This is a genomic window from Streptomyces boncukensis, from assembly GCF_011045075.1.
In the GTDB taxonomy this organism is placed as follows: domain Bacteria; phylum Actinomycetota; class Actinomycetes; order Streptomycetales; family Streptomycetaceae; genus Streptomyces; species Streptomyces boncukensis.
The window spans coordinates 1-16,353 of sequence record NZ_JAAKZZ010000127.1 but is presented as its reverse complement, the minus strand read 5'-3'; the positions used below and the strand labels follow the sequence as shown (position 1 = coordinate 16,353).

Annotated in this window: 14 protein-coding genes and 1 pseudogene; 11 read left to right on the top strand and 4 right to left on the bottom strand. The window is 73.1% G+C overall.

Features of this window, described 5'->3' with window-relative positions:
- The 3 genes from G5C65_RS14775 to pgfA all read left to right on the top strand — a co-directional run.
- The coding region (locus tag G5C65_RS14775; RefSeq protein WP_478501606.1) for an Ig-like domain-containing protein at positions 1–664 on the top strand (664 nt) is incomplete at its 5' end.
- A gap of 187 nt (positions 665–851) precedes the next feature.
- A complete protein-coding gene (locus G5C65_RS14770; protein ID WP_165299277.1) occupies positions 852–986 on the top strand; it encodes an SPW_0924 family protein in 135 nt (44 codons plus the stop codon).
- A gap of 14 nt (positions 987–1,000) precedes the next feature.
- Positions 1,001–2,056, top strand: coding sequence for a cell envelope lipid trafficking protein PgfA (gene pgfA, locus G5C65_RS14765; RefSeq protein ID WP_165299276.1), 1,056 nt, complete (start codon positions 1,001–1,003; stop codon positions 2,054–2,056).
- Between the two features lie 44 nt (positions 2,057–2,100).
- Here pgfA and hrpB read toward each other — a convergent pair whose 3' ends face one another.
- The 3 genes from hrpB to G5C65_RS14750 all read right to left on the bottom strand — a co-directional run bounded on the left by hrpB (position 2,101) and on the right by G5C65_RS14750 (position 6,056).
- On the bottom strand, positions 2,101–4,704 hold the full coding sequence (gene hrpB / locus G5C65_RS14760) for an ATP-dependent helicase HrpB (protein ID WP_165299275.1): 2,604 nt from the start codon (positions 4,702–4,704) through the stop codon (positions 2,101–2,103).
- A gap of 47 nt (positions 4,705–4,751) precedes the next feature.
- Positions 4,752–4,988: a hypothetical protein gene (locus tag G5C65_RS14755; protein WP_165299274.1), complete on the bottom strand. Its 237-nt coding sequence runs from the start codon at positions 4,986–4,988 to the stop codon at positions 4,752–4,754.
- 219 nt (positions 4,989–5,207) lie between these two features.
- Positions 5,208–6,056: a class I SAM-dependent methyltransferase gene (locus tag G5C65_RS14750; protein WP_165299273.1), complete on the bottom strand. Its 849-nt coding sequence runs from the start codon at positions 6,054–6,056 to the stop codon at positions 5,208–5,210.
- A gap of 365 nt (positions 6,057–6,421) precedes the next feature.
- Here G5C65_RS14750 and rpsA point away from each other — a divergent pair, with 365 nt between their 5' ends.
- Positions 6,422–7,939: a 30S ribosomal protein S1 gene (rpsA, locus tag G5C65_RS14745; RefSeq protein ID WP_165299272.1), complete on the top strand. Its 1,518-nt coding sequence runs from the start codon at positions 6,422–6,424 to the stop codon at positions 7,937–7,939.
- A gap of 141 nt (positions 7,940–8,080) precedes the next feature.
- On the opposite strand, the gene G5C65_RS14740 is transcribed toward rpsA, so the two are convergent.
- Entirely contained in the window at positions 8,081–9,055 is a 975-nt protein-coding gene (locus G5C65_RS14740) for a right-handed parallel beta-helix repeat-containing protein (protein ID WP_165299271.1), read from the bottom strand.
- Positions 9,056–9,300: 245 nt separating this feature from the next.
- On the opposite strand from G5C65_RS14740, the gene G5C65_RS14735 reads away from it, so the two are divergent.
- The 7 genes and pseudogenes from G5C65_RS14735 to G5C65_RS14705 form a co-directional block, all read left to right on the top strand.
- Positions 9,301–10,257, top strand: a complete 957-nt coding sequence (locus G5C65_RS14735; RefSeq protein ID WP_206441806.1) for a proteasome assembly chaperone family protein — start codon at positions 9,301–9,303, stop codon at positions 10,255–10,257.
- An 82-nt stretch (positions 10,258–10,339) separates the two neighbouring features.
- Positions 10,340–10,939 carry a dephospho-CoA kinase gene (gene coaE, locus G5C65_RS14730; RefSeq protein WP_165299269.1) on the top strand — a complete coding sequence of 200 codons (600 nt, stop codon included), beginning with the start codon at positions 10,340–10,342 and terminating at the stop codon, positions 10,937–10,939.
- Between the two features lie 77 nt (positions 10,940–11,016).
- Positions 11,017–11,415, top strand: coding sequence for a tetratricopeptide repeat protein (locus tag G5C65_RS14725; protein WP_338146395.1), 399 nt, complete (start codon positions 11,017–11,019; stop codon positions 11,413–11,415).
- A gap of 74 nt (positions 11,416–11,489) precedes the next feature.
- Positions 11,490–11,900: a hypothetical protein gene (locus tag G5C65_RS14720; RefSeq protein WP_165299267.1), complete on the top strand. Its 411-nt coding sequence runs from the start codon at positions 11,490–11,492 to the stop codon at positions 11,898–11,900.
- 296 nt (positions 11,901–12,196) lie between these two features.
- Entirely contained in the window at positions 12,197–13,714 is a 1,518-nt protein-coding gene (locus tag G5C65_RS14715; protein ID WP_165299266.1) for a glycoside hydrolase family 3 protein, read from the top strand.
- A gap of 559 nt (positions 13,715–14,273) precedes the next feature.
- The gene (locus G5C65_RS14710; protein ID WP_165299265.1) at positions 14,274–15,290 is read left to right on the top strand and encodes a phytanoyl-CoA dioxygenase family protein; all 1,017 of its coding nucleotides are present in this window, start codon (positions 14,274–14,276) and stop codon (positions 15,288–15,290) included.
- Between the two features lie 27 nt (positions 15,291–15,317).
- Positions 15,318–16,232 (top strand): annotated as a pseudogene (locus G5C65_RS14705) (DUF6271 family protein); the annotation flags it as partial.
- Positions 16,233–16,353 lie beyond the last annotated feature (121 nt).

Sequence of the window (16,353 nt, the reverse complement as noted above, 5' to 3'; positions counted from 1 at the left end):
GCCCAAGGGCCCGGCGGCCGTGGAGCGGGTCGGTGCCACGGAGTTCTCGGCCGTCGCGGGCACGCAGTTCGCCGAACGCCCGCGGGTGCGGGTCAAGGACGGCCAGGGCAGGGGCGTCAAGGGCGTCAAGGTCACCTTCGAGGTGCGCGGCGCCACCGGCGCGTCCTTCGAGGGCGGCGTCAAGAAGGTCACCGTCAGCACCGCAGCCGACGGCGTCGCCACCGCCCCGGCGCTCGGCGCTGGCACCCGGACCGGCTCCTTCACCCTCCGGGCCGCCGTCCCCGGGCAGGATCTGGGAGCGGTGGACTTCAAGGCGTCGGTGACGGCCCCGCAGGCGGATGAGCTGGCCCGTACGACGGACGGCCCGCTGGAGGCCGGCAAGGGCGCGGAGTTCGCCGAGCCCGTCGAGGTCAAGGCGTCGAAGGGCGGCAAGGCCGTCGCGGGCGTCGCCGTCTCCGCGACGCTGGCGGACACCGAGGGCGGCCCGTTCTTCAAGGGCGCCGACGGCAAGCCCGTACACGTACTGGAGGGCCTGAAGACCGGCGCCGACGGTGTGCTGCGGCTGCCGGAGCTGTACGCGGGCGACACCGCCGGCACCTTCAGCCTCACCCTCAAGGCCGACGGCGGGGGCACCCTGACCGTCAAGCTCACCGTGAAGGGCTGACGGCCCTTCCCGCATCCCGCCCCCTCGCCCCGCTGCCCGGGGCGAGGGGGCGGGCGCGTTCCGGCGCGGCGCCGCACAACAGCCGCGCAGCGCTGTTCCCCTCTTCGCAGGCCGTTGCTACGGTGCCCACGCCGAACTGACGCCCCATCAGGAAGCGGGCGGACGGGACCGGGAGGGAGGCCCACCCATGCGTGCCCTCATCGCGGCGGCCATCGGACTGGCCGCCGCCCTCGCTGTCGTCCTCACGGTGACGGCCATCGGCGCACCGCCGGGCGAGACCTCACCGAAGCCGCTGCGCACCACCGTTCCCGAGCACCCCTAGCCGCAGGAGGCAGCATGCGCCGGAGAGCGAGCCTGGTGCTCCTCGCCTTCGCGGTCTTCTTCGCCGCGCTGTCCCCGCTGATCCGCTGGTACGCGTTCCCGCGGCTGGCGAAGGTGCCGCCCAGCCAGTACCAGACGATGGTGCTGGAGGCCAAGGACGCCACCCTCCTCGACTACACCACCCTGAAGCCCAGAAAGGTCCCCAAGGTCAGCATCGTGCAGACCCTCAAGGGCAATGTGGAGGAAGCGAAGAAGGTCAAGGAGCGCACCGGCCGGGACGTCGTCGTCTGGGACACCCTCAGCCATGTCGCCGACGCCCGGGGCGAACTGGTCTCCAGCATCCCCGAGCGCTACATCTTCGACGCCCACTCCCAGGAGCCGGTCAACGTCCCCGGCGAACACGTCGACGGCGACAAGGTCCGCCGTACGGGCATCGAGTACAAGTGGCCGTTCCTCACCGAGAAGCGGGACTACGAGTACTACGACTTCCAGACCCGCACCTCGGCGCCCATCCACTACAAGGGCACCCGCACCGTCAAAGGGCTGAAGACCTACTACTTCGAGCAGACCATCCCCTGGACCAAGGTCAAGGTGCCCAAGAAGCTGCCGCTGGGTGTCACGCCCCGGACCGTCGAGCAGTTCGGGCTGGAGCGCTGGTACTCCACCAAGCGGATGTTCTGGGTCGAGCCCACCACCGGCGCCCCCGTCGACGGCCAGGAGCTGCACAAGGAGCAGATGCGCTGGAGGGACAAGCCGGAGAAGAAGCCGCTCACGGCGTTCTCCGGGCACGTCAAGATGCGGCCCGACTTCCAGGACGACGCCGTCGACCTGGTCACGTCCCAGCGCCGGCTGATCCTGCTCTTCACGTCGTATCTGCCCTGGGGCTCCCTGGGCCTGGGCACGCTGCTGCTCGCCCTGTCGCTCACCCTGGAGTGGCGGAGTCGCGTCGCCCCGCCGGGGGCGCGGGGCCCGGCCCTGCTGCGGCTCCGCGGACCGCGAAGCGCCGCAGGGGACCGCCCTGGCCCGGCAGGACCCGACGGACCGGTGTCGGTGACGGACCGGCATCGGTGACGGGCCGGTGCCGGTGACGGGCCGGTGTCGGTGACGGGCCGGCGTCAGCGGCGGGACCGCGCCTTCGTGTGTCGCGTCGGCTCGGCCGCCGCCGGGTCCTCGGGCCACGGGTGCCGGGGATACCGGCCGCGCAGCTCCGCCCGTACGCCCCGGTAGCCGTCCCGCCAGAACGACGCCAGATCGGCCGTCACAGCCGCCGGGCGCCCGGCGGGGGAGAGGAGGTGCACCAGTACCGGCACCCGCCCGTCCGCCAGCCGCGGGGTCTCCCGCGCGCCGAACATCTCCTGCAGCTTCACCGCCAGCACCGGCTGCTCGGGGCGCGCGTAGTCGACGCGGACCCGCGAGCCGGACGGTACCTCGATCCGCTCCGGCGCCAGCTCGTCCAGCCGGGCCGCGTCACCGGTGGCCCAGGGCAGCAGGGAGTGCAGCAGCTCGCCGCCGTCCGGCAGCCGCTCGCCCGTCAGCCAGCCCTCGGCATCCGCCAGCAGCGCGGCGTCCGAGACGTCCGGCCAGGGCTCCCCGAGGGCGTGGTGCAGGAAGGCCAGCCGCCGGCGCAGCGCCACCGCACCGTCCGGCCACCGCAGCAGCCCCGGACCGTGCGCCCGCAGCGCATCCAGCAGGGCCTCGCGTACGAGTGCGGGGCCGGGGTCGCGCAGCGGGCGCGACGCCAGCTCGACGGCGCCGAGCTGGTCCACCTCCCGTGCCGTCACGGCGCCGCGCTCCGTGTCCCACCGGACCTCGCTCCGTACGGAACGCAGCGCGGCGGCGGCACGGAGCGCGGTTCGCTCGTCGACGGCGGCGGCCAGCCGTATGCGCGCGGTCGCCGAGCCCACGGGCCGGTCGGCGACCGCCACGGCGAGCCACCGCGCGTGCCGCAGGCGCGTTTCGTGCGACAGCTCCGCGCCCGTACCCGACGCCATGTGGTACGCGGAACGGTGCTCGGCAGCGCGGTCGGCGGTGCGGTCGGCAGTGCGGTCCGTCCCGGGCGGGGCTCCACCGCGCGCACGGGCGACGCGTTCCGGGTAGGCGAAAGCGACGACCGTTCCGACCGCCTCCTCGTCGGACAGAGCCCCGGAAGGGGGGCCGGAGCGGCCGTCGGACGGGTGCGGCGGTCGCGGGGCCCGTCCGGGCTCGTCCAGCAGCCCGCGCAGGCGGCGCACCTCGGCGGACCACCGCGCCCCGTAGGGATCCCGCCGCCCCGCCCTCCGGGCGGTGCGCAGCGCCTCGGCCGCGTCGTCCCCGTACGCGCGGGGCGGCTCCTCGCTCAGCAGCGCCACCGCCTCGGCGGCGCGCTCGGCGCCCACGGCCTCCGCGCCGTCCAGCAGCGCCCGCGCCAGCCGCGGAGGCAGGCCCAGCCGGGCCATCCGGGCGCCGCGCGCCGTGACCTTCCCCGCGCCGTCCAGCGCGCCGACGGCCCGCAGCGTGCCGTTCGCGGCCGCCAGCGCGCCCTTGGGCGGCGCGTCGAGCAGCGCGAGGCCGCGCCCGTCCGGGGCGCCCCAGCAGGCGGCCTGGAGCGCGAAGCCCGCAAGATCGGCCACCGCGATCTCGGGGGAGGGCTCGCGCGGGCGGCCCGCGTCCTCCCCCTCCGCCCAGCAGCGGAACGCCCATCCGGGCGCCTCCCGGCCCGCACGCCCCGTGCGCTGCGCGGCGCCCGCGACCGACACCCGCACGGTCGTCAGCGAGCCGAGCCCGCGCGCGTGGTCCATACGGGGCTCCCGGGCGAGCCCGGAGTCCACCACCGTCCGGACACCGGGCACGGTCAGGCTCGACTCGGCCACGGCGGTCGACAGGATCACCCGCCGCGCCTCCCCGTCGCCGCCCCGCAGCACCTCCTCCTGGAGCGCGGCGGACGCCCGCCCGTGCAGTTGCAGCACCTCGGTGCCCGGCAGTCCCGCCAGCAGCCCGGCCACCCGCGCGATCTCCCCGGCGCCCGGCAGGAAGCACAGCACGTCCCCCTCGGGCACCCCGGCCAGCGCCCGCCGGACAGTCGCCGCCACATGGCGCAGCAGCGCGGGGTCCACAAGGGTGCCGTGCGCGGGCCGCACGGCGGAGGGCGGCGGCGCGTACCGCACGTCCACCGGATGGCCGTCGCCCTCCGCCCGCACGACGGGCGCCGACAGCAGCCGCGCCCACGCCGCGCTGTCCTGCGTCGCCGACGCCGCGACCAGCCGCAGGTCGGGCCGGAGCGTCTCGCGCACGTCCAGCAGGAACGCGAGGGCGGTGTCGGCGTCGAGATGCCGCTCGTGGCACTCGTCGAGCAGCACCGCGTCCGTTCCGGGCAGCTCCGGGTCGCGCTGCAGCCGCTGGAGCAGCACCCCCGTGGTGACGACCTCCACGCGGGTGCGCGGCCCCGCCCTGCGCTCGCCGCGCACCGTGAAGCCGACCCGGGCGCCGGGGCGCTCACCGAGCAGCCACGCCATCCGGCGGGCCGCGGCACGCGCCGCCATCCGGCGCGGCTCGGCGACCAGCACCCGCCGCGCGGGCGCGCCGTCCCCGAGCAGTCCGGCCAGCGCGAGCGGCACGAGTGTGGTCTTGCCCGTTCCCGGGGGTGCGTGCAGGACGGCGGCACCGACCGCGCCGAGCGCCTCGCGCAGCTCGGGCAGCGCCTCTCCGACGGGCAGCCGCCCCAGCTCATCGGTCCGCAACACGCACCCAGTGTCCCCCGCCCCGGATCCGGCGGGCGGGGGCGGCCCGGTCAGACCTTGTCGACGATGCCGGCCCGGCCCTCGGCACGGGCGCAGTGCGCACCGCAGTACCACTGCCCGTCGACCTCCACGCCCTGGCCGATGATCTGGACCCGGCAGTGCTCGCAGATCGGTGCCATGCGGTGGATGGCACAGGCGAAGGAGTCGAACACATGGCGTGCGCCGTCCTGGGTCTCCACGTAGAAGGCCAGATCGTAGTCGTTGCCGCAGACCTCACAATGTGCCATGTGCCGCATGCTCCGAGTGCGGGGCCGACTTGGCAAGCGTGTGCCGGGCGGGCCGGAATGCAGCACCCGCCCGGCGGATCGCGCGTGTGGCCCGCAGGGCTGTCGACCGGCCATGGGCGCCCCGCAGGGGCGCGGGGAACTGCGCGATCAACCACGACGCACCCGCAGTCCGCGGTGCGCGGTAAGGGGCAGCCCCTGCCCGGCAAGAACGCCGCGCGGCTACCCACGCTCGCAGACGAAGATCGCCGTGCCCGGGACCAGCCTGCCGCGCAGCGGCGACCAGCCGCCCCACACCTGCTGGTTCCAGTCCGGCCACTCCGGCTCCACCAGGTCCACCAGCCGGAACCCGGCGCCGACCACGTCCCGCACCCGGTCGCCGAGCGTCCTGTGGTGCTCCGCGTAGACGGTGCGCCCCCGCGCGTCCTGTTCCACGTACGGCGTGCGGTCGAAGTACGAGGCGAGCACGGTCAGCCCCGCCGGGCCCGGCTCGTCGGCCAGCGCCCAGCGCAGCGGGTGCGTCACGGAGAACACCCACCGGCCGCCCGGCCGCAGCACCCGCCGCACCTCGCGCATCACACGGTCGGGCTCGGCCACGAAGGGCAGCGCCCCGAAGGCGGAGCAGGCCAGGTCGAAGGAGCCGGCCGCGAACGGCAGCGCGGTGGCGTCCGCCTCCACCAGCGGAAAACCCGGCTCGCTGCCGTCCGGGCCGTCGTCCGGGCCGCCGTCCGCGCGGCCGAGCCGCAGCGCGTGCCGGAGCTGCCGGTGCGAGAGGTCGAGCGCCACCGGGCGGGCGCCCTGCGCGGCGAGCCAGCGGGAGCACTGGGCAGCCCCCGCGCCGACCTCCAGCACATCGCGTCCGCGCAGCGCGGAGGCCGGGCCGAGCAGCTCCGCCTCCGCCTCGTCCAGGCCCTCGGGGCACCAGACGAAGCGCGCGTCGCCGAGGAAGGCGCCGTGGTCCTGCTGGTACTCGTCCGCGTTCTCGTCCCACCACGCCCGGTTGGCGCGGCTGCTCTCGGTGCCGGAGGCGGGCCGCCGCACGGCCTCCGGCTCACTGGTCGTCTCGTCCATGGCGCCCGTCCGCGTGCTGTGCGTATTCTTCCGTCCGGTCCGTCGGCCGCCGCCGGGGCGGCGGCATGCGGTCGCCGGAACGCGCTGGGCACAGGCCCGGCGCCGGAACTTCTGCCGGGTATGGGGCGTTCCATCCCAGGTGTGCTCTTTCGCGCATTGACCATGCCCAGCAGCCCCCGTATGCTACAAGTTGCGCTGCGGGCCTGCGCGCCTCGGACGGAGCAGGTCGCGCTCGCATCGGTTGTATGTCCCCTCGGGTTCCCGGCTCTCAAGGCTGTCCGGCTGGCTTGCATGTGGTGCGATCAAGGGCTCTCGGCGTAGCAGTACCTACGACTTTCATGTCCGTACCGGAGACCCTTTCCCACATGACGAGCAGCACCGAGACTTCCGCCACCACCCCGCAGGTTGCGGTCAACGACATCGGTTCCGAGGAAGCCTTCCTCGCCGCGATCGACGAGACGATCAAGTACTTCAACGACGGCGACATCGTCGACGGCGTCATCGTGAAGGTCGACCGGGACGAGGTCCTGCTCGACATCGGTTACAAGACCGAAGGTGTCATCCCTTCCCGTGAGCTGTCGATCAAGCACGACGTCGACCCCAACGAGGTCGTCGCCGTCGGCGACGAGATCGAGGCCCTCGTTCTCCAGAAGGAGGACAAGGAAGGCCGCCTGATCCTCTCGAAGAAGCGTGCGCAGTACGAGCGCGCCTGGGGCACCATCGAGAAGATCAAGGAAGAGGACGGCATCGTCACCGGTACCGTCATCGAGGTCGTCAAGGGCGGCCTCATCCTCGACATCGGCCTGCGCGGCTTCCTCCCGGCCTCCCTGGTCGAGATGCGCCGGGTCCGCGACCTCCAGCCGTACGTCGGCAAGGAGCTCGAAGCCAAGATCATCGAGCTGGACAAGAACCGCAACAACGTGGTCCTGTCCCGCCGTGCCTGGCTGGAGCAGACCCAGAGCGAGGTCCGCCAGACCTTCCTCACCACCCTCCAGAAGGGCCAGGTGCGCTCCGGGGTCGTTTCCTCCATCGTCAACTTCGGCGCCTTCGTGGACCTGGGCGGCGTGGACGGACTGGTGCACGTCTCCGAGCTGTCCTGGAAGCACATCGACCACCCCTCCGAGGTCGTCGAGGTCGGCCAGGAGGTCACGGTCGAGGTCCTGGACGTCGACATGGACCGCGAGCGCGTCTCCCTGTCGCTCAAGGCGACCCAGGAAGACCCGTGGCAGCAGTTCGCGCGCACGCACCAGATCGGCCAGGTCGTGCCCGGCAAGGTCACCAAGCTGGTGCCGTTCGGCGCGTTCGTCCGGGTGGACGAGGGCATCGAGGGCCTGGTCCACATCTCCGAGCTGGCCGAGCGCCACGTGGAGATCCCGGAGCAGGTCGTCCAGGTCAACGACGAGATCTTCGTCAAGGTCATCGACATCGACCTGGAGCGCCGCCGCATCAGCCTCTCGCTGAAGCAGGCCAACGAGTCCTTCGGCGCCGACCCGACCGCGGTCGACTTCGACCCGACGCTCTACGGCATGGCCGCGTCCTACGACGACCAGGGCAACTACATCTACCCCGAGGGCTTCGACCCGGAGGCCAACGACTGGCTGCCCGGCTACGAGAAGCAGCGCGAGGAGTGGGAGCGCCAGTACGCCGAGGCGCAGCAGCGCTTCGAGCAGCACCAGGCGCAGGTCATCAAGTCCCGCGAGGCCGATGAGCAGGCGGCAGCCGAGGGTGCCTCGACCGGTGGGGCCCCGGCTCCGCAGGGCGGCGGCGGCCAGGGCGGCGGCGGCTCGTACTCCTCGGAGGGCTCGGACGACGACTCCGGCGCCCTGGCCTCGGACGAGGCCCTGGCGGCTCTCCGCGAGAAGCTGGCCGGCGGTCAGAGCTGACTGAGCTGACGGCCTGACGGTTCGCCGCTCGGGCAGTACAGCACAGCCCGCAGAGAGGCCCGCACCCCGTTCCGGGGTGCGGGCCTCTCGCACGAGGGAGCGCACGAGGGTGCCCCCGAGGGCGTCAGGCAGCCGGTCGGCTCAGTCCCCGACCGGGATCCCGGGGTTGGTCAGCCCCCTGCCGCCCGTCACCGTGTTGTCCCCGGCGACGGTCACCTCGCACGACCCGGCGGCGTAGTTGGTGACGTTGATGGCGTACCGGTCGCCGCCCGTCGCCCCTGTCAGATCGGCCCTGTTCCCCCGGAAGACGGCGCCGCAGCCCCAGCCGTCCTGCACCTCGTGCGTCTGGAAGCCGTCGTTCGTGGTGTTCCTGCCGACGTTGTCCTCGACCAGGACGTCGTTGCCCTTGATGTCGACCCAGGAGTCGTCGTAGTTGGCGCCGGTCAGCCCGCTGCCGTCGAAGGTGTTGCCGATGATCCTGGCGCCCGTCGTGCCCTCCTTGATGTCGATGTTCTCGCCGCCGATGTCCGGGCCGAGGGTGTTGTTCTCGATCAGGATGCTGTCGCTCCGGTCCCCGGTGCCCCCGGCGCTGCCCACGTAGACGCCCTCGCCCATGCCCCGTCCGTTGTTGCCGGTGTCGCGGATGGTGGAGTTCCTGATGGAGCCGTCGGAGCTGGAGCTCCGCCAGTGGACGGCCTCCATGTCCAGTCCGTGCACGGTGACGCCGTCGATGTGCACTCCGTCGGCGCCGTCCATGACGATGCCCTTCTGGCCGCCGGTGACGGTGAAGCCGCGCAGGTTCCAGTGCGAGGCGCGGTTCAGGTGCAGGCCGTAGCCGCCGCCCGCGGTGAGGACCGCGTCCGGGGAGCCGGTGAGGGTGACGGGGGAGCCGGCGCCGCCCGCGCGGCTCGTCTTGAAGTTGCCCCGGTAGACGCCGTCGGCGAGCCGGATGGTGTCGCCGCCCCGGGCCTGGGCGAGGGCGTCCTTGAGTTCGGCGGCGTCGTGCACCTCGACGGTGTCCCGGGTTCCGGCCCCGGCGGGCGCGCTGCCGGCGGCGAGCCCGCCCGTGGCCAGCAGGGCTGCGACGGACGGCACGAGGATGCTGCGCAGGTGCATGGGGGTCTCCTGGGTCGCGTACATGAACGCGGGATGTTCATGTGAATCTCCGGTGTTCCGCGAAGGTAGGGGCATGTCCTGTACGCGTCAATGGCTCGGCTCGGAGAAAGTTAGGGAACCTTCCTGTTGGTGTATGTGGCGCGACGTGTATGCGGCGCGAAGTGCCGGACGCGGGAATGCCCCTCTGGCACCGCGCGTTGACGATACGTATGCCTAGGGAGCGTGAGTCAGTGGATCCGCAGGGTATGTACGTATGGGAGCAGAGCGGGCTCGACGCGGTCGACGAGATCATCGGCGAGCCGGACAGCGCCGGCCTGGTGCTGCTCTATCACTTCGAGGGCTTCATGGATGCCGGGGACACCGGCGAGCAGATCGTGGAGCGGCTGCTGGAGAGCCAGCCGTATCTCACCGTCGCCCGCTTCGACGTGGACCGGCTGATCGACTACCGCGCCCGGCGCCCGCTGATGACCTTCCGCCGCGACCGGTGGGTGTCCTATGACACCCCCCGCCTGGACCTGCGGTTGATGCGGGATGCGACGGGCGCCCCGTTCCTGCTGCTCGCCGGGCCCGAGCCGGATGCCCAGTGGGAGGGGTTCACCGCCGCCGTGCAGGAGATCGTGGACCGGGTACGGGCGCGGCTCGCGGTCACGTTCCACGGCATCCCGATGGGCGTTCCGCACACCCGTCCGGTCGGCCTCACCCCGCACGGCAACCGCACGGAGCTGATCCCCGGGCACCGCTCCCTCTTCGACGAGGCGCAGGTCCCCGGCAGCGCCGCCGCGCTGATCGAGCTCCGGCTGGCCGAGAGCGGGCACGACGTGCTCGGCGTCGGCGCGCACGTCCCGCACTACATCGCCCGTTCCACCTACCCCGACGCGGCGCTGGTCGTCGCGGAGGCCATCACCTCCGCCACCGGCCTCGTCCTCCCCGATGTCGCCCACCAGCTGCGCACCCAGGCGCTCCGCGCCCAGGACGAGATCGAGCGCCAGCTCGCCGAGGGGGACGAGGAGCTGGTCTCCGTCGTCCGCGGCCTTGAGCAGCAGTACGACGCCGTGGCCGGGGCCGACACCCGGGGCAACCTGGTCGCCGAGCCGGCGGAGCTGCCGTCGGCCGACGAGCTGGGCGAGGTCTTCGAGCGGTTCCTCGCGGAGCGCGAGAGCGGAGGCGGTGAGCGCCCCCCGGGAGAGGACGGCCCCGGCTAGGCCCCCGTAGGTCTCCCACTGGCCGCGGGTGGGAGGCGGTGCCGGATAGGGCCGGGCAGCACCGGGCGTATAGCGTGTGGCCATGGTCAAGGTCGGATTGACAGGCGGTATCGGCGCGGGCAAGAGCGAGGTCTCCCGGCTGTTCGCGGCGTACGGCGCCGTGATCGTCGACGCGGACCGGATCGCCCGGGAGGTCGTGGAGCCGGGCACGCGGGGGCTCGCGGCGGTCGTCGCGGAGTTCGGCGAGGAGGTCCTCGCCCCGGACGGCACCCTGGACCGGCCGAAGCTCGGCGCGCTCGTCTTCTCCGACACCGACCGGCTCGCCGCGCTGAACGCCATCGTGCACCCCCTGGTCGGCGAGCGCTCCGCCGAGCTGGAGCGGCAGGCGGGCGAGGACGCCGTCGTGGTGCACGACGTGCCGCTGCTCGCGGAGAACGGCCTCGGGCCGCTCTACGACGTCGTGGTCGTCGTCGACGCCTCCCCGCAGACCCGGCTCGACCGCCTCGTACGGCTGCGCGGTATGGAGGAAGGCGAGGCCCGCGCCCGGATGGCCGCCCAGGCCACCCCCGAGGAGCGGCGCGCCGTGGCGGACATCGTGATCGACAACGACGGGCCGCTGGAGGCGCTGGAGCCCCAGGTGCGCGAGACCTGGGAACGGCTGCGGGAGCGCGCCGCGCGATAGCGGGAATGCCGCGGCCGCGGCGGGCGTTGTGGGCAGCGTTCTGCCCGGCATCCGATGCGGAAGGAGGGCAGCGCCCTGTGACCAGCCCCGAGACGCACATCATCCAGTTCCGCGCTGCGGAACATCTGCTCGACGCGCGTGACCCGCGCGGCGCGGTCCAGCTCCTGGACGGCGTCATCGCGGAGCACCCCGAGCACACGGCGGCACGCCTGCTGCGTGCCCGCGCGTACTTCCTGGCGGCGCGGCTGCGCTCCGCCGAGCAGGAGTTCGGCTGGGTGCTGGAGCGCGAGCCCGACAACGCGTTCGCGCACTTCGCGCTCGCCCGCACGCTGCAGCGGGCCGCCCGCCCCGACGAGGCACGGCGGCACTTCCGGCTGGCGGCAGCGCTCAACCCCCGCCCGGACTTCGTCGAGGCCGCGGGCTTCGACAGCTTCGAGCCCCCGGAGCCCGGCTCCACGGAGGACCTGGGCAACTGACGCCCCCTCCGGGCGCCCCGGGGCGCGGTCCGGGCATCTGGCGGCGCGGCGGCGACTGTTCTACGGTGCTCCGCATGGACGTCGAAGCCGCAGTCGCCCTCGCCGGTGCCGCCGCGAGCGGCGCTGCCACCGCCGCCGGAGAGTCGGCGTGGCAGTCGCTCGTCAGCCTCGCGCGCCGCGCCGCGGGCCGCGCGCCGGAGGCGCCGCACGGCGGCAGCGACGGCGGCGGTGACGGCGTCCGGGCCGTCGACCCGTCCGACCCCGACGCGGTGCGGGAGTTCACCGCCCGGCTCGCCGCGTACGCCCGGCAGGACGGCGACTTCGCGGCGCGGCTGTGCGAGTGGGCCGAGACGCACCGCGCGGCCGTCTACGCGGCGCAGTACCGCGACGAGTCCGTGAACCGGAACATCATCTCCGGTGACGCGCACATCGAGGGGCCCGTCATCCAGGCCCGCGAGATCAGGGGCGACATCAACCTGGGCTGAGCGCGTCTTCGGACGAGTCCGCTGGGCGAGGGCTGCCCCTGCCCCTGCCCATGCCTGTGCTGCGCAGCCTGCGGGCGCGATGGGCGCCTCCCTGCTCGCGCGAAACCCCGATGCCGCACGCCCGGCCCTGGCGGTGCGCCGTTCGAGAGCGCTCATTTTCGAACACAACCCCGCACAAGGCCACCTTGACACCTCTGATTGGTATAGGCCAATATCCGGCTCATCCACCTGACTGTGGCCGGCGGTCCTCCGGACCCGCCGGCCGGGTCCGCCCCTGCCCCCTCTCGGAGGTCGCCATGGCAAGCAGCAGCCACCCGGAACTCGCACGGCTGGCCAACTCCGTGCTTCAGCCGGGATTCCAGGGCACCACCGCGCCGGACTGGCTGCGCCGCAGAGTCGCCGAGGAAGGGCTCGCCTCCGTCGTGCTGTTCGGGCGCAACATCGAGACGCCGGACCAGGTGGCGGCGCTGACGCGTACGCTGCGGGCCGAGAACCCCGAACTCGTCGTCGCCATCGACGAGGAGGCCGGTGATGTGACACGGGTCGACGCGCGCACGGGGGCGTCCTGGCCGGGGAACCTCGCGCTGGGGGCGATCGACGACACCGAGCTGACCGAGCGGGTGGCGCGCGACATCGGGTACCGGCTGCGTGCCATCGGCGTCTCCCTGGACTTCGCGCCGAGCGCGGATGTGAACTCCAATCCGATGAACCCGGTCATCGGCGTCCGCTCGTTCGGCGCGCGCACGGACGTCGTCTCCCGGCACACGGCCGCCTGGATCCGCGGGCTGCAGTCCGCGGGAGTCGCCGCGTGCGCCAAGCACTTCCCCGGTCACGGCGATACGAGCGTCGACTCGCACCACGGGCTGCCGCAGTTCACCGCCGGGGCCGACGAGATCGCCCGGGTCGCCCTGCCGCCCTTCCGGGCCGCCATGGAGGCGGGTGTCCGTACGGTGATGACCGCCCATATGCTCACCCCCGCCTACGACGGTGAACTGCCGGCCACCCTCAGCGCCCGCATCATCCAGGGGCTGCTGCGGGACGAGCTCGGCTTCGCCGGGCTGGTCGTCACCGACGGCATCGAGATGGGTGCCGTATCCGACGTCTACGGGATCGAGGGCGCCACCGTACGGGCGGTGGCCGCGGGCGCCGACGCGGTGTGCGTGGGCGGCGAGAGCGCGGAGCGGGCCACGGCGGACGGGTTGCGGGACGCCCTCGTCCGCGCGGTGCTCGACGGCACGCTGCCCGAGGAGCGGCTCGCCGAGGCCGCGTCCCGGGTGCGGGAGTTCGCGTCCTGGTCGGCGGCGCTCGCGCGGGACGCGGCGCCCGAGGCGGACGCGCCCGACATCGGGCTGGTGGCCGCCCGCCGCGCGGTCCGCGTACACAGCCGGCCGGGCACCGGCGCCGAGCTGCCCCTCGCGGGGGACCCGCACGTCGTGGAGCTCTCCCCGGCCATGAGCCTCGCCGTGGACGGCGGTACCCCCTGGGGCGTGGCGGATCCGCTGCGCGCTCTGCGGCCGGGGACGACATCCGTACGGATCGCGGAGTCCGAACTGGCGGACGAGAACGGTCTGCTGGACCGGGTCGCCCTCGCCCCCGCGACCGGCCGGGAGCTGGTCGTGGTGGTGCGGGACGCGGCGCGCCACGGCTGGATGTCCCGGGCGCTGGCGGGCCTGGTGAGCCGGCGCCCGGACGCGCTGGTCGTCGAGATGGGCGTGCCGGCGGGGGACCGGGTCGGAGCGGTTCACCTGGCCACGCACGGTGCCACACGGGTCTCCGGTATCGCCGCGGCGGAGGTGCTCACCGGCGCCGGCTGACCGGGGCGCCCGGTACGGCGGTCTCCGTGGATCCGGGCCGCGCCGAGGTGCCCATGGGGCAGACGGGGCCAACAGGGCCAACGGGGCCAACGGGGCCAACGGGGCCAACGGGCCTGACGGGGAGGGGGGTTGACAGCCCCTCTGGTCTAGTCCATCTTAGGAGCGTCGTCGTTGGTCTAGTCCAGCGACGGGTGATCGGCGCGAGGAGGGAGGAACCCAGCTCTGCCGCCACCCCGTCGGCGCGGAGCATCACGACTTCCACCCGAACCCGGCGCCTTCCGCGCCCTGCCCTGCCCGCGTGCCGCGCATGCGATCCGCGTGATCCGCAGACGACGCCACCAGCGCCGCGCGCACGCGCGTTCCCTCCCCGGCCGCCACTTCCCCCCTGACGCGACCGGGGAGTCGACACCGCACCGGGCCGTCCGCGCCCGGCGACACCGCAGCGCTGTTCCCGGACGGCGACGGCGGCACAGCTCCGCCGTCCCCCCACGCCTCCTTGTCCGCTGGTGTGCCGTAAAGGCGGCCGATCCACTCCGCAACCCAGCCCTGGAGCCACCGCATGCCCACGCACGACGGATATCTGTACCGAGCCGCGTCGGACACCCCCTACTTCAGCGCGGACGGTGAGAGCTACCTCGCGCAGACCCCCCTGCGGGACATCCGCAAGAACCGCCCGCTGCGCGTGCTGTCCGAGACCGACTACGCCTTCTGGAAGACGAACGGATACGTCGTCGTCCGCGAGGCGATCCCCGCCGAGGCCGCGCGGCGGCTGCTCGACTTCACCTGGGACTTCCAGGGGCTCGACCCGGACCGCCCGGACAGCTGGTACGAGGAGCGGGAGTTCCGCTCGGACCTGGACCGGGACCTGCATGTCTACGGCTTCGTGGAGGCGTACCACCACCAGCTCCTGTGGGACAGCCGCCAGTCCCAGCGGGTCTACGACGCGTTCGTCGACGTCTGGGACTGCGAAGAGCTGTGGGTGACCCTCGACCGGCTCAACCTCAACCCGCCGAACGTCAAGAACCGCTCCCGCTCGCTGATCGCACCCACCCAGGAGGGCTTCGACATCGAGCTGCACTGGGATGTCGACTCCACCCTCGCTGTGCTGCCGCAAAGAGTCCAGGGGAGTATCGCGCTCAACGACACCCAGCCGGACCTCGGCGGCTTCCAGTGCTGCCCCGAGCTGTTCCGGCGGTTCGACAGGTGGCGGCTGGACCAGCCCGCCGACCGCGACCCCGTGCGGCCCAACACCGACCGCGCCGAGTTCCCCGTCGTCCGCCCCGAACTCAAGGCGGGCGACCTGCTGATCTGGAACGGCATGCTGGCGCACGGCGTGGCGCCCAACACCTCGCGGAACGGGGTACGCGCCGTGCAGTACCTGTCCATGATGCCCGCGCTGGAGGAGCACCACGCGCTGCGCAAGTCCCGGGTCGAGTCCTGGCGCCACCTCAGCACCCCGGACTGGAACCCCACGCTGCTCGGCGACGCGGTCCGGCACGAGTCCCTGCGGTACGAGACCGGCGCGCTCACGCCCCTCGGCGAGAAGCTGCTGGGCCTCGCCTCCTGGAACGCGTAGGAACCGACCCGTACACCGGAGAGCGCGATGCGCAGAATCTGCCTGACCCTTCCCACCGACCGGGAGTGCGCCGAGACGGTCACGGCCCTGAGCCGTGAGGCGGCGTACGCGGCGCGGCACTTCGACGTCGAAGTGCACACCCTGATCCTCGACACCTCGGACCCCGCGTCCTTCGCGGCGCACGCCGGAGCGCTGCGCGCGGTGCCCAGGACGCCGCACGTGATCACACACCACCTCGGCGAGGCGGAGCAGCGGGACTTTCTGGAGCAGGTGACACACCGTGCCGGGGTCACCAAGCCGGAACTGCTGCTCGACCTCATGCTCCCCACCGGAGTGTCGTACGGCGCCTGCACCAACCGGGCGTTCCTCATCGCCCGTGCGCTGGGCTGCGCCTCGGTCCACCGCCGGGACTCCGACAGCCGCTACCAGACCCTGGACGGCGAACCCGTCTTTCCCGTCCACCACGAACTCGCCTCCCTCGGGCTGCGCGCCGCCGACGCCGCGCCCGGCGCGAGCGAGACGGCGCTGGGCCCCGAGCACCGCGAGCGGCCGGTGGTGCTGGCGGGAAGCTCCTTCATCGGTGAACTGTCCGTCGACATCGGCGAGATCCGGCGGCTCGACGCGGACGTCTATCTGGACGTCGTCGGCCTGTGGGCGCCCGCCGCCTGGCCGCGAGAGGAGAAGCGGAAGTTCGCCGCGGCGTCCTTCCGGGGCGCAGGAACGGAACCCTTCGCCCGGGACCACACACTGCTGACGGTCGTCGACCCCATGCGGATCGACATGTGCAATATCAGCTTCCACCAGGTGCACGAGCGGCTGCCGCTGCCGCCGGCGAGGGACACCATCGGCAGCGACTACTTCCTCTTCCACGCCGTCCAGCACGCCGGACTCCCCGGCATTCTTCACAACCGCAATATCGTGAACTTCTATACGGGCGAGAGACATCTCACGTGCCTAAGAAGTCAAGCTGCGGCGGCTGGAGCTGCTGAGAAGGAGGTGAATGCGTGATGCTCGTCGAAGAGCTGCCGGTTGTGCAGGCAGTGGTAGAGCTGACCGAGCAAGC

Bases quoted from the DNA above. Each gene is read 5' to 3' on its own strand.
- G5C65_RS14770 (WP_165299277.1), top strand. From the start codon at position 852: ATGCGTGCCCTCATCGCGGCGGCCATCGGACTGGCCGCCGCCCTCGCT.
- pgfA (WP_165299276.1), top strand. From the start codon at position 1,001: ATGCGCCGGAGAGCGAGCCTGGTGCTCCTCGCCTTCGCGGTCTTCTTC.
- G5C65_RS14755 (WP_165299274.1), bottom strand. From the start codon at position 4,988: ATGGCACATTGTGAGGTCTGCGGCAACGACTACGATCTGGCCTTCTAC.
- G5C65_RS14750 (WP_165299273.1), bottom strand. From the start codon at position 6,056: ATGGACGAGACGACCAGTGAGCCGGAGGCCGTGCGGCGGCCCGCCTCC.
- rpsA (WP_165299272.1), top strand. From the start codon at position 6,422: ATGACGAGCAGCACCGAGACTTCCGCCACCACCCCGCAGGTTGCGGTC.
- G5C65_RS14740 (WP_165299271.1), bottom strand. From the start codon at position 9,055: ATGCACCTGCGCAGCATCCTCGTGCCGTCCGTCGCAGCCCTGCTGGCC.
- G5C65_RS14735 (WP_206441806.1), top strand. From the start codon at position 9,301: ATGTACGTATGGGAGCAGAGCGGGCTCGACGCGGTCGACGAGATCATC.
- coaE (WP_165299269.1), top strand. From the start codon at position 10,340: ATGGTCAAGGTCGGATTGACAGGCGGTATCGGCGCGGGCAAGAGCGAG.
- G5C65_RS14720 (WP_165299267.1), top strand. From the start codon at position 11,490: ATGGACGTCGAAGCCGCAGTCGCCCTCGCCGGTGCCGCCGCGAGCGGC.
- G5C65_RS14715 (WP_165299266.1), top strand. From the start codon at position 12,197: ATGGCAAGCAGCAGCCACCCGGAACTCGCACGGCTGGCCAACTCCGTG.
- G5C65_RS14710 (WP_165299265.1), top strand. From the start codon at position 14,274: ATGCCCACGCACGACGGATATCTGTACCGAGCCGCGTCGGACACCCCC.